Raw genomic sequence first — 12,305 nt, 5'->3', positions numbered from 1 at the left:
GCTATTAATAAATTGAGACGCGGAAACCGGGGTTGAGGAACGACTCACGCGGGGTGTAATCCAGCGTTTTTCCCTGCCAGTCGTGCACGTGGGCGCCCGCTGCCAGCGCCACCGCGTGGCCCGCACCGGTGTCCCAGATATTGGTTGGCCCAAAGCGCGGGTAGAGCTGCGCTTTGCCTTCCGCCACCAGGCAGAACTTCAGCGATGAGCCAATCGCGGTGGTCTGATGCTCGCCCAACTGGCTGAGATAATCTTCCAACTCGCTATCGGAATGGGAGCGGCTCACCACCACCAGCGGCGGATGCGCGTTCTGCACCTGGATCTGCACCTTATGCCCGCCCTCTTCTTTCCAGGCTTTGCCATTATCGGCGGAATAGAGCACTTGTAATACCGGCGCATAAACCACGCCGAGCACCGGCTTGCCGCCCTCAATCAACGCGATGTTCACCGTGAACTCGCCGTTACGCTTAATAAACTCTTTGGTGCCATCAAGCGGGTCAACCAGCCAGTATTTCTGCCAGTGCTGACGCACTTCCCAGTCGGCAGGATCTTCCTCTGACAGCACCGGGATCGCCGGCGTCAGCGCCTGCAGGCCAGCAACGATCACCTTGTGCGCGGCAATGTCTGCTGCCGTAACCGGGGAATCATCGGATTTATGGGCGACATCCAACGGCGTTTGGCCGTCGTACACTCGCATAATGGCATCACCGGCATCACGCGCCAGCTGACAAATTTGGTCTAACACTTCCCACCTCCTGACTGTTCTGGTGTTTTCAACAGCATAACGCACCTGACGCGCAGGGACACGATTTCCTGGTATTTTATGATAAATCACAGAGTTAAGGGGCGGGGAAAAGGCGGGTTGTGGCGGTGTTTTCGCAGGCAGGCTCAGGGGCCGGGCGCGATGCCCGGCCCGCGAAGAACTTACAGGATTTCCAGCAGTTCGACTTCAAACACCAGGGTGCTGAATGGTGGGATGGAAGCACCCGCACCGCGCTCGCCGTAGGCGAGGTTGTGTGGGATCACCAGTTCCCATTTAGAGCCAACCGGCATCAGGGTCAGCGCTTCGATCCAGCCTGGGATCACGCCGCTTACCGGGAATTCAGCCGGCTCGCCACGCTGTACGGAGCTGTCGAACACGCTGCCGTCGATCAGTTTACCGGTATAGTGGACGCGTACGCGGTCCTGACGGGATGGGATTGCGCCCTCACCCTGAGTCAGCACGCTGAACTGTAAACCAGTCTCGGTGCTGCTGACGCCGTCACGCTTGGCGTTGTCTTCCAGGAACTTCTGACCTTCTACTGCCATGGCCTGTTGGCGCTCCTGACGCACGGCTTCTGCACGCTCGTGAACTTCACGCAGCGCGCGGTGAACCACATCAACAGGAACGGACGGGGCATTCCCTTCCAGCGCGTCGCGCAGGCCTGCCAGCAGTGCTTCTGGCTGTAAACCCTGCAGACCAGATTCCTGCAGCTGCTGACCGACCTGTAAACCGATACCGTAACTTGCTTGCGCTTCAACGCTGTCAAAAGAAGGGGTTGTCATGGATTTTCCTTTCATCATTGATAAAACCGAAGACGAAGCATAACAGCGCAGACAACGGGCGTAAAATCCCATCTTCCACTGGTGACTTTTCGCCGTGAAACGGAAACAATATCACTTCCGATTATTAGCCCCAAAACCCCTTGCTGGCCTGTACCGATAAAAACACGCCACCAGCAACGGGCTAAGCTACAGTGTATTAGAGGTATAAATGGGCCAGATTGCCCGCAGGCGAAGGAAAGGCCAGCCGCAGTTAGTCAGCCAGGTCAAAAACTGGCTGGCAAACCGCTCACTGATTGCGCGAGTGTCGCGCCAGGAGGAAGAAGCAATGCCAGACGCATCGCCAACATCACGTTTATCGTCGTGGCTTCATCAAATCTGGCATTTGCCGGACCAGATAAGCTGGATGAACCCGCTGCCAGCGCCTCATCGCCGCGGCATTATTGCCGCCGCGCTGGTTGTCCTGCTGGCCTTCCTGTGGCCGTCAACCCCGCAACAGCGTGCGGTGCAGCCGGTCACGCCCATGCAGAGCGGCGACGCCGGCACTGAAGTGCCGTTACAGGCGGAAATCACCGATAGCCCTCCGCCAGCAACAACACCCACTGCGCCGCCCGCGCAAACCAGCACCGCCCAGTCGGACAGCCAGGGCGAGTGGCATGAATACCTGATTGCCTCCGGCCAGACGCTGGCGCAGCTGTTCCGTGACAATAATCTGCCGGTCAATGATGTGTTTGCGATGGCGCGGGTTGAGGGCAACGATAAACCGCTCAGCACGTTACATGCCGGGCAGACGGTGAAGATTCGTCAGGATGCGCAGGGAGTGGTGACAGGGTTGACGCTGGACAGCGGCAATGGGGAAATACTGTTTACCCGCCAGCCCGATGGAACATTCTTAAAAGCGCAATAGAAACAAAAACGCCGCCCCAGGGGGCGGCGCTTTGAACAACGCTAACGTCAGCGATTAAGCTTCAGCAACGATGTTAACGATCAGCTTAGCGAAGACTTCGCTGTGAACCTGGAAGTCCACTTCGTGCTCACCGGTCACACGCAGAACGCCGTTCGGCAGACGAACTTCGCTCTTAGCCACTTCAACGCCAGCTGCAGTAACTGCATCAGCGATGTCGCGGGTACCGATGGAACCGAACAGTTTACCTTCGTCGCCTGATTTAGACGCGATGGTCACGGTGCCCAGTGCATTGATTTTCTCAGCGCGTGCATTAGCTGCAGACAGAACGTCAGCCAGTTTGGCTTCCAGTTCTGCACGACGTGCTTCGAAGAACTCAACGTTTTTCTTGGTAGCAGGAACAGCTTTGCCCTGTGGTACCAGGAAGTTACGAGCGTAGCCCGCTTTAACGTTAACCTGGTCACCCAGGCTGCCCAGGTTTGCTACTTTATCAAGCAGAATAACTTGCATTACCTTATCCTCTTTAAGTCGTTAATAGACGGCGGCCGATTACTGATGACGATCAGTGTATGGCAGCAGGGACAGGTAGCGAGCGCGCTTGATGCAGCGAGCCAGCTGACGCTGGTATTTTGCACGAGTACCGGTAATACGGCTCGGGACAATTTTACCACTTTCAGTGATATAGTTTTTCAGCGTAGCGATGTCTTTGTAATCAATCTCTACAACGCCTTCCGCGGTGAAACGGCAGAACTTGCGACGACGGAAATAACGTGCCATTAGGCTAGTCTCCAGTATCTATCAATTCAATCTGCTCGGCATGCAGTACGATCTTGTTCAGGCCATTGCGCCCTTGATGGCAGCTAATAAATCCCTGAACCGTAACCTGCGTACCGACCGTTATACTTTGAGTAATGGCCTGATGGGCTTTGCCGCTGATAATCACCGGCATCCGACACCAGGCTTGCCGGTTAAAACCGGCTTCCACCTGCTCTGAACGGTGCTCAAGCACGAACTGGCAGTGTGGAATTCCTGACGGGCTCACTTTTCGTATCGGCGTCTTGCACACGGTGCCAGACAGCGTCAGACGATTGGCCGTCACGGACAATTACTCTTCAGAATCCCCAGCATCTGCATCATCAGAGGTTTCGTTAGCAAAATCTTCGCGACGATCACGACGCTCATCTTTAGCTTTAACCATCGGAGATGCTTCAGTTACCGCGTGCTTAACGCGCATAACCATGCTGCGGATAACGGCGTCGTTGAAGCGGAAGTTAGTTTCCAGCTCATCGATCGCTTCCTGCGGCGCTTCCACGTTCAGCAGAACGTAGTGAGCTTTGTGCAGTTTGTTGATCGGGTAAGCCAGCTGACGGCGGCCCCAGTCTTCCAGGCGGTGGATCGTACCTTCTGCACCAGTGATGGTTGCAGAGTAACGCTCGATCATGCCAGGAACCTGTTCGCTTTGGTCAGGATGAACCATAAATACGATTTCGTAATGACGCATCGAATTTGCTCCTTACGGATTATTCAGCCTCCTGTCAGGGTCAGCCGCGGCCCATGGAAGCAAGGAACGTTATAAGCCGTGACCAGAGTAAACTCCGGGTCACAGCCTGAGAATGCGGCTGAAAAATTGACGCGTAATCATACTGGCGAGGGGGAACAAACACAAGGTAAATATTGGCGCGGGTACGTTGATTTCGGGCGGACCGAAAAAGAGGGTCCGCCCCTACGGCTTATAAATAATGCTTAAAAAAGGCGGTAAAGGCGGTCAGCGCCGGCGGGGTGATGCGGTGGCCCACGCCGGACTCGGTAAGATACGTCAGGTTGCCGTCCTGCCCGCTGTCACGCAGGGCTTTTTCCAGCCGCGCACTTTCTGCGGCGGGCACTACCTCATCGGCTTCCCCGTGCCACAGCAGCAGCGGGCGATTGGCCAACTTTTCCAGCTGGTGGCCGACATCATACTGCGCCAGCGGTGCCAGCCGCTCGGCCAGCTGTTTTTTCTCCTCCTGCGTGCGCGCCACCCGCGGCGGAAACAGCGTCCGGGCCAGCTGGCTGAAATAGCCGGAGCCCATCATGCTCGCCGCCGCGCGCAGCTGCGGATAGCGCGCCATCGCCCCCAGCGCCGTCATGCCGCCCATTGATGCCCCGGCCACCGCCAGCCGCTCAGCGTCCACCAGCTGGCGCGCGCGCAGCGCCTGTTCAATTCCGGGCAGTTCGTCAATATTGCTACGCAGGATCTCCCAGAAACGCGTCAGGCGCAGTTCGCTGTCGCCGCTGTAGCGCGCACCGTGCAGGTCAGCGTCCGGCAGCACCGCACGAAACCCGGCCTGAGCCAGCGCGACGGCGAAATAGGCGTAAACCTCCTTTGACGAGGTGAAGCCGTGATAGAAAATCACGCTGGGCAGTGGCGCATCGCGCTGGCCGGCAGGGAAGGCATGCAGGCACTCAATCCCGGAGAAACTTTCACTCTTCAGCTCGATCATCACCTTTCCTCATAAACTTTATCCGCGCCATGCCGTTAATCCGTGTAACACCCTAACCTAATTAAGGCACAACAATGAAGCGTCTCTCTCTCAAGACATGGAGTCTGGGCGTCAAACTTTCGGTACTGACCTCGCTTGGCGTGGCGGTCCTGTTCCTGATGTTAACCCTGGCGCTCAGCCACAGCGCCGCGAAGCAGGTTCATACGCTGACCCTGAGCGATATGGAAAACCAGGTTAACGGCATCGGCGATATGGCGGGCATGTTCAACACCACGCTGGCTGAAGAGGTGAGTAATTACACCGGGCTGTTCCAGAGCTTCCTGCCAAAGCGTTTTACGCTGGATGAATCCCAGCAGATTGTCGTCGGGGGGCAACCCACGCCAACGCTGCGCGCCGGGCTGCGCACCCTCAACCTCGACCAGGTGCTGGTGGATGACTTCCAGGATCGCACCGGGGCGATTGCCACTATCTTTGCCCTGACCCACGATAACGAGTTTATGCGCGTTTCAACCTCGCTGCGCAAAGAGAACGGCGATCGGGCGATCGGCACCCTGCTTGACCACAATAGCCCCGCCTGGCAGCCGGTGCAGAAGGGCGAGATCTTCCGTGGCGTGGCCCTGCTGTTTGGCAAGCGCTATATCACACAGTATCAGCCGGTGCGCGATGAGGCGGGCCGGGTGATTGCCATTCTGTTCGTCGGGGTGGATATCAGCAAGCAGTACGCGGCCATCCGCCAGAAAGTGCTGGCGAAACATCTCGGCGACAGCGGCTCGTTCTTCGTGCTGAACCGCGCGGCAGGGAAACAGTACGGCCAGTATCTGTTCCACCCGACGCTGGAAGGTAAGCGGCCAACGCTGCCGCAGGAGACCCAGCAGCAGCTGCTTGACCAGCCTCAAGGCACGCTTGAAACCCTGGATGAACACGGCGAGCCGCAGATCCTCGCCTGGCAGTATCTGCCGGAGTGGAACTGGGTGGTGGTGGCGCAGGTCAATAAAGCCAGCCTGCTGGCCCCGGTTCAGCAGACGCGCAATCTGTTCCTGCTGATCGGCAGCGCGATGGTCCTGGTATTCGCCGTGACGTTTGTCTGGGTAACACGCCGCTGGCTGAGCCAGCCGCTGCAGCAGGTGATCGCCCTGGCACGTCAGTATGCCGCCGGCGATCTGCGCTCGACGCTGAACACTCAGCGCCAGGATGAAGTGGGCCAGCTGATCGTGGCGATTAACGGTATCGGCGAGGGACTGGAGCGGGTGGTGGCGCAGGTGCGCCATGCGGCCGATGAGATCGCCAGCGGCACCGAGGCGATTGTCGCCAGCAGCGGCAATATCAGCGAGCAGATCGCGCGCCAGGCCAGCAGCGTCGAAGAGACCTCGGCCAGCATGGAACAGCTCGGCGCCACCGTGGCGCAAAACGCCGGTAACGTGACTCAGGCGCTGCAGCTGGTGGGTGAGGCGGCCAGTGCCGTCAGCCTCGGCGATAATACTGTTAGCCGCTCCGTCGCCACCATGTCGGATATCAAAACCGCCTCGCAGAGCATTGCCGATATTACCCAGGTGATTGAATCGATCGCCTTCCAGACCAATATTCTGGCGCTCAATGCGGCGGTTGAAGCGGCGCGCGCCGGGGAAAACGGCAAAGGCTTCGCAGTGGTGGCGGCCGAAGTTCGCTCGCTGGCACAGCGCAGCGCACAGGCGGCAAAAGAGATCGAGGGGCTGATTGCTAACTCGCTGAGCAAAGTGGTGCAGGGGCATGAACTGTCCGAACAGACGCGCAGGGCGATGGATAACATCACTGCCAGCATCGGCCAGGTAAAGACGCTGATGAGCGAAATCAATATCGCATCGCAGGAGCAGACGACCGGGATCGGCCACGTCAATCTGGCGATGGCGCAGATCGGCCAGGCTACCCACCAGAATAGCGAGCTGGTGACACACTCCGAGCTGACCGCGCAGGAGCTGAGCCGCAAGGGGCACCATCTGAGCGAGCTGGTGAAGGTGTTTAGCGTGAAGTGATGATTGTGGCGTACACTGATATTCAGACTGTTATGAGATGAATATCATGCGCCAGATACCTGCTCTGCTGGTCGCGCTGCTGCTAACGGGCTGCAGCGCGCTGAACACCACGCCACAACCGCCGCCTGCGGCAACGTCGCAGGCCCAGGAGATCACCCGCGCGCAGAGCGGCACCCTGCCGCGCCTGGGCACCATCAGCGCGACGGTGCGCGGCTCCCCGGACGACGCCGAGCGTGAGCTGGCCGCGAAAGCCAACGCCGCAGGTGCCACTTACTATCTGATCCAGATGGTCAGTGAGACCGTGGCGCCGGGCATGTGGTACGGCTCAGCCATTCTTTACGGCCCGTCAGCTGCCGCCGCTGGCGCGCAGTAGCAGGCGCTGACAGACCTTTTCCGTCAGCAGATAACCTGACTGCGGATCTAACTGCTGGCGGCACCACGCATCCGCCAGCGGTGGGTCGAGATGGCGCAGCACCTGCTCCGCCGTTGCCAGAGTGAATAAACGCTCGACCAGCTGCCGCGCCTGCGCTTCCTGCGGGCGTTTCAGTGCCTGCCGCAGCTGGCGCCAGCGCTGGTCAAAGTCGCGGCTCTGCCCTTTCACACCGTCAAAACCGGCCTCAAGCTGCTCCAGCACCGCAGGCTGCTTCGCCAGCACGCGCAGCACGTCGAGGCACATCACATTTCCCGATCCCTCCCAGATGCTGTTGACCGGCATTTCACGGTACAGCCGTGGTAGCTCACTCTCCTCGCAGTAGCCAATCCCGCCGAGGATCTCCATCGCCTGCGCGACAAATCCCGGCCCGCGCTGGCAGACGGCAAACTTGGCGGCGGGCGTCAGCAGGCGGCAATAGCTGCGCTCGCCGGCCGTGGCGGGCTGGGACCAGGCGCGCGCCAGCCGCATCAGCACGGCAGTTTGCCCTTCCAGCAGCAGCGCCTGCGCGCACAGCTGCTGGCGCATCAGCGGCTGTTCGATCAGGGTTTTGCCCTGCACCTGGCGCTGATGTGCATGATAGAGCGCCACGGAAAAGGCGCGGCGCATCAGGGCGTGGCTGCCGAGCGCGCAGTCAAAGCGGGTGTAGCCGCCCATTTTGAGGATCTGCCGCACGCCCTCGCCCTCTTCGCCTATCAGCCAGCCGCTGGCGTGGCGAAACTCCACTTCACCGCTGGCGTTGGAGCAGTTACCCAGTTTGTCCTTAAGGCGCTCGATCTGCACCGCGTTACGCGTGTTATCCGGCAGCAGGCGCGGCAGAAAGAAGCAGGAGAGCCCGCCCGCCGTCTGCGCCAGCACCAGATGCGCATCGCTCTGCGGCACCGAGAAGAACCATTTGTGCCCCACCAGCCGGTAGGCTTCGCCCGGCCCGCGCTGCGCCAGCGGTTCTGCCCGCGTGGTGTTGCTCAGCACGTCGGTACCACCCTGCTTTTCCGTCATCCCCATGCCGATCAGCAGCCCGCGTTTTTGTTCGCCGCCGTGCAGATGGGGATCGTAGCGGTCAGAAAGCAGCCCGGGCAGCCAGTGCTGATAAGGTGGCGGCAGAGATTTTTGCAGCAGCGGAATGGCGCCGAAGGTCATGGTTACCGGGCACAGCGTGCCGGCTTCCACCTGCGCATGCAGCAGAAAACGCGCGGCGCGCGCGACGAACGCGCCCGCTGGCGCATCCGGCTGCCACGCGAGGTTGTGTACGCGGTTGGCGCACAGCCCCTGCATCAGCAGGTGCCATGCCGGGTGAAAACGCAGTTCGTCAAGCCGCTCGCCGCGGGCATCATAGCGCAGCAGTTCAGGAGGATGACGGTTCGCCAGCCGCCCCAGTTCGAGCGATTCGGCGCTACCCAACTGCTGACCGACGGACGCAAGGCGCTCGCTGTCCCAGCCAGCGCCTTCACGCTGCACGGCCTCAAGCAGGGGAGTATCAGAGAGAAACAGATTGCTGTTGCTGAGCGGTCGGGGCTGATTAAAAACGCGATGAGTTTTCCAGTCCATTGCGGCATCCTTTTCTGACAAGCCAGAGGAAAGGATAGGACGGACAGAGGAGAATGCTGGGGCGCAGGTCACGCCCCGGACAATTTACTTCACGCTGCGCTGACGCACCGCTTCAAACAGGCAAACACCGGTGGCGACGGAGACGTTCAGCGATGAAACGCTACCCGCCATTGGGATACCGATCAGTTCGTCGCAGTGCTCACGCGTCAGGCGGCGCATGCCTTCGCCTTCCGCGCCCATCACCAGCGCCATCGGGCCGGTCATTTTGCTCTGGTAAAGAGTATGGTCAGCTTCGCCCGCCGTTCCGACGATCCACACGTTGGCCTCCTGCAGCACGCGCATCGTGCGCGCCAGGTTGGTCACGCGGATCAGTGGCACGTGTTCTGCTGCGCCGCTGGCGACTTTTTTCGCCGTGGCGTTAAGCGCCGCGGAGCGATCTTTAGGCACGATGATGGCGTGAACGCCAGCAGCATCAGCGCTGCGCATGCAGGCCCCGAGGTTATGCGGGTCGGTGACGCCATCAAGGATCAGCAGGAACGGGTTATCCAGGCTGGCCAGCAGGTCCGGCAGATCGCCTTCCTGATACTGACGGCCCGGCTTGACGCGCGCGATGATGCCCTGATGCACGGCACCTTCAGATTTAGCGTCCAGCATCTGCTTGTTGGCAACCTGGATAACGATGCCCTGTGCTTCCAGCGCTTTTACCAGCGTCTGCAAGCGGCGGTCTTCACGCCCTTTCAGGATAAATACTTCCTGGAAACGCTGCGGGTCGCTGTCGAGCAGCGCCTGCACGGCGTGGATACCAAAAACAATTTCACTCATGGTTCAGGATACTCAAATGTCATATTCATTTAGTGGGTGACCGAAGCAGGCTGACCGAAAAAGAGGGTCAGCCCCTACGAAAAACAGGTTACCCCGTTTCGCTGCATCGCCCGGATGCGATTAGGCGTCGTCGGTCTTCTTCGCGCGCTTAGCGCGCGTGGCGCCAGGTTTACGGGTTTTATCCGACGGCTTACGCGGTTTCTTCTCTTTGTTTGCCGCAGGGGTATTTTCTGCCCCTTTGGCCGGGCGGAAGGCGCTGTCCGGCTCGAAGTTGGCACCCTTGCGCGGTGCGCGACGACGGCTGCCGCTGTTTTTCGCCGCACCGCGTTTTTCACGCTCGCGCTCGGTTTTGCCTTCGCCACGCGGCTTACGGCTGCTTGAGATCAGCGCGAAGTCGATCTTACGCTCATCCATATGCACCGCCTCAACGCGGACTTCAACAGTATCGCCCAGGCGATAGGTACGACCGCCGGATTCACCGATCAGGCGCTGGCCGATGGCGTCAAAGCGGTAGTAGTCATTGTCGAGCGTCGAAACGTGTACCAGACCATCGATGAACAGATCGGTCAGGCGCACGAAGAAGCCGAAGCCGGTGACGCTAGAGATCACGCCGCTAAAGGTTTCCCCGACCTGATCCTGCATAAAGTCGCACTTCAGCCAGTCGGCAACATCACGCGTGGCTTCATCGGCGCGGCGTTCGGTCAGCGAACAGTGCTGGCCAAGCTGCAGCATCTGCGGCATTTCGTAATGGTAGCCGCCGGTTGGCGTGGTGTTACCCTGCAGGGTGCCCGCTTCTTTCGCCAGCAGATACTTGATGGCGCGGTGCAGCAGCAGGTCCGGGTAGCGGCGGATCGGCGAGGTGAAGTGCGCGTAAGAAGCCAGCGCCAGACCGAAGTGGCCACGGTTTTCCGGGTCATATACCGCCTGCTTCATTGAACGCAGCAGCATAGTTTGCAGCATTTCGTGATCCTGACGACCGGCGATCTGGCTCAGCAGCGCGGAGTAGTCCACCGGCTGCGGTTTGTCGCCGCCCGGCAGCGTCAGGCCCAGCTCATTCAGCACCGAGCGGAAGCTCTTGATGCTCTCATCACCTGGACGGTCGTGATCGCGGAACAGCGCCGGTTCGTTGTTTTTCTCAACGTAGCGGGCTGAAGCGATGTTGGCGAGGATCATGCACTCTTCGATCAGCTTGTGCGCATCGTTACGCGATACCTGCTCGACGCGCTCAATGCGGCGGTCGGCGTTGAAGACAAATTTCGCTTCTTCGGTCTCGAAGGAGATACCGCCACGCTGCTCGCGCGCTTTTTCCAGCGCCAGATACATGCGGTGCAGCTCTTCCAGATCTTTCACCAGCGGCTGGTACTGCTCGCGCAGTTCCTGATGCCCCTGCAGAATGTTCCACACCTTGTTATAGGTCAGGCGGGCGAAGGAGTTCATCACCGCTTCGTAGTGTTTGTAGCCGGTCAGCTTGCCGGTGGAGGAGATAGTCATCTCACACACCATACACAGACGGTCAACTTCCGGGTTCAGCGAGCAGAGGCCATTTGACAGCACTTCCGGCAGCATCGGCACCACCTGGGAAGGGAAGTAAACCGAGGTACCGCGATTCACCGCTTCGTCATCCAGCGGGGTACCCGGGCGCACGTAGTAGCTGACGTCAGCAATCGCTACCCACAGGCGCCAGCCGCCGCCGCGCTTACGCTCGCAGAATACCGCATCATCGAAGTCGCGGGCGTCTTCGCCATCAATAGTGACCAGCGGCAGATCGCGCAGGTCAACGCGGCCCTGTTTCGCCTCTTCCGGCACTTCTTCGCTAAGGTGAGCAATCTGTTTTTCCAGTGCTTCCGGCCATTCGTGTGGAATATCATGGGTGCGCAGCGCCATATCGACCGCCATGCTGGTGCCCATGTTATCGCCGAGCACTTCCACCACTTTACCGACGGCTTTACTGCGGCGGGTTGGGCGCTGAGTCAGCTCCACCACCACCACAAAGCCCATGCGCGCACCCATCAGCTCTTCAGCCGGGATCAGGATGTCGAAGCTCAGGCGGCTGTCATCCGGGACGACAAAGCCAACGCCGGAGTCGGTGAAGTAACGGCCAACAATCTGTGCGTTACGCGGCTCAACCACGCGCACTACGCGGGCTTCGCGGCGGCCTTTACGGTCGGCGCCCATCGCCTGCGCGAGGATCATATCCCCGTGCATGCACATTTTCATCTGTTCGGCAGAGAGGTAGAGATCGTCTTTGCTACCTTCAATGCGCAGGAAGCCGAAGCCGTCGCGGTGGCCGATAACCTTGCCTTTCAGCAGATCAAGGCGCTCCGGCAGCGCGTAGCACTGGCGGCGGGTAAAGACCAGCTGGCCATCGCGCTCCATGGCGCGCAGGCGGCGGCGCAGCGCTTCGATCTGCTCTTCGCCGCTGATATCTAACTCTTGCGCCAGCTCTTCACGGCTGGCCGGCTTTTCGCGTTTGTCCAGATGGGCAAGAATGAACTCGCGGCTTGGAATGGGGTTTTCGTACTTTTCAGCTTCTCGTTCCTGAAAGGGATCGTGTGACATCGAGGTTCCTC

Annotated in this window: 13 protein-coding genes; 3 read left to right on the top strand and 10 right to left on the bottom strand. The window is 59.7% G+C overall.

All coding sequences use genetic code 11. From position 1 onward, the window contains the following. Positions 1-4 precede the first annotated feature (4 nt). A complete protein-coding gene (cysQ, locus tag ACLI4M_RS12270; protein WP_133624865.1) occupies positions 5-745 on the bottom strand; it encodes a 3'(2'),5'-bisphosphate nucleotidase CysQ in 741 nt (246 codons plus the stop codon). Positions 746-924: 179 nt separating this feature from the next. Further along, positions 925-1,545 (bottom strand): FKBP-type peptidyl-prolyl cis-trans isomerase, encoded by a 621-nt coding sequence (gene fklB, locus ACLI4M_RS12265; protein WP_048917390.1) that lies wholly within the window; start codon positions 1,543-1,545, stop codon positions 925-927. Between the two features lie 208 nt (positions 1,546-1,753). Here fklB and ACLI4M_RS12260 point away from each other — a divergent pair, with 208 nt between their 5' ends. Then, complete coding sequence (locus tag ACLI4M_RS12260) at positions 1,754-2,449, top strand: OapA family protein (protein WP_180276718.1); 696 nt, start codon at positions 1,754-1,756, stop codon at positions 2,447-2,449. Positions 2,450-2,503: 54 nt separating this feature from the next. Here ACLI4M_RS12260 and rplI read toward each other — a convergent pair whose 3' ends face one another. The 5 genes from rplI to yjfP all read right to left on the bottom strand — a co-directional run bounded on the left by rplI (position 2,504) and on the right by yjfP (position 4,926). Next, entirely contained in the window at positions 2,504-2,956 is a 453-nt protein-coding gene (gene rplI, locus ACLI4M_RS12255) for a 50S ribosomal protein L9 (protein ID WP_048917391.1), read from the bottom strand. A 39-nt stretch (positions 2,957-2,995) separates the two neighbouring features. Beyond that, positions 2,996-3,223, bottom strand: a complete 228-nt coding sequence (rpsR, locus tag ACLI4M_RS12250; RefSeq protein WP_002210155.1) for a 30S ribosomal protein S18 — start codon at positions 3,221-3,223, stop codon at positions 2,996-2,998. 4 nt (positions 3,224-3,227) lie between these two features. After that, positions 3,228-3,545: a primosomal replication protein N gene (gene priB / locus ACLI4M_RS12245; RefSeq protein WP_048917429.1), complete on the bottom strand. Its 318-nt coding sequence runs from the start codon at positions 3,543-3,545 to the stop codon at positions 3,228-3,230. Positions 3,546-3,551: 6 nt separating this feature from the next. Next, positions 3,552-3,947: a 30S ribosomal protein S6 gene (rpsF, locus tag ACLI4M_RS12240; protein ID WP_034891402.1), complete on the bottom strand. Its 396-nt coding sequence runs from the start codon at positions 3,945-3,947 to the stop codon at positions 3,552-3,554. A 229-nt stretch (positions 3,948-4,176) separates the two neighbouring features. Further along, positions 4,177-4,926, bottom strand: coding sequence for an esterase (gene yjfP, locus ACLI4M_RS12235; RefSeq protein WP_133624866.1), 750 nt, complete (start codon positions 4,924-4,926; stop codon positions 4,177-4,179). A 74-nt stretch (positions 4,927-5,000) separates the two neighbouring features. Between yjfP and ACLI4M_RS12230 the strand changes: the two genes are divergently transcribed. Both ACLI4M_RS12230 and bsmA read left to right on the top strand, forming a co-directional pair. Beyond that, positions 5,001-6,935, top strand: coding sequence for a methyl-accepting chemotaxis protein (locus ACLI4M_RS12230; protein WP_133624867.1), 1,935 nt, complete (start codon positions 5,001-5,003; stop codon positions 6,933-6,935). 46 nt (positions 6,936-6,981) lie between these two features. Continuing rightward, positions 6,982-7,308 (top strand): biofilm peroxide resistance protein BsmA, encoded by a 327-nt coding sequence (bsmA, locus tag ACLI4M_RS12225; RefSeq protein WP_048917430.1) that lies wholly within the window; start codon positions 6,982-6,984, stop codon positions 7,306-7,308. Here bsmA and ACLI4M_RS12220 read toward each other — a convergent pair. The 3 genes from ACLI4M_RS12220 to rnr form a co-directional block, all read right to left on the bottom strand. Continuing rightward, the gene (locus ACLI4M_RS12220) at positions 7,282-8,913 is read right to left on the bottom strand and encodes an isovaleryl-CoA dehydrogenase (protein WP_133624868.1); all 1,632 of its coding nucleotides are present in this window, start codon (positions 8,911-8,913) and stop codon (positions 7,282-7,284) included. The genes bsmA and ACLI4M_RS12220 overlap by 27 nt on opposite strands. 84 nt (positions 8,914-8,997) lie before the next feature. Continuing rightward, positions 8,998-9,735 (bottom strand): 23S rRNA (guanosine(2251)-2'-O)-methyltransferase RlmB, encoded by a 738-nt coding sequence (gene rlmB / locus ACLI4M_RS12215; RefSeq protein ID WP_048917395.1) that lies wholly within the window; start codon positions 9,733-9,735, stop codon positions 8,998-9,000. A gap of 120 nt (positions 9,736-9,855) precedes the next feature. Beyond that, on the bottom strand, positions 9,856-12,294 hold the full coding sequence (rnr, locus tag ACLI4M_RS12210; RefSeq protein WP_048917396.1) for a ribonuclease R: 2,439 nt from the start codon (positions 12,292-12,294) through the stop codon (positions 9,856-9,858). Positions 12,295-12,305: the final 11 nt, after the last annotated feature.

The sequence above is a fragment of the Erwinia sp. LJJL01 genome (assembly GCF_047300805.2).
GTDB lineage: Bacteria > Pseudomonadota > Gammaproteobacteria > Enterobacterales > Enterobacteriaceae > Erwinia > Erwinia aphidicola.
This window is presented reverse-complemented; position numbering and strand designations above follow the sequence as displayed.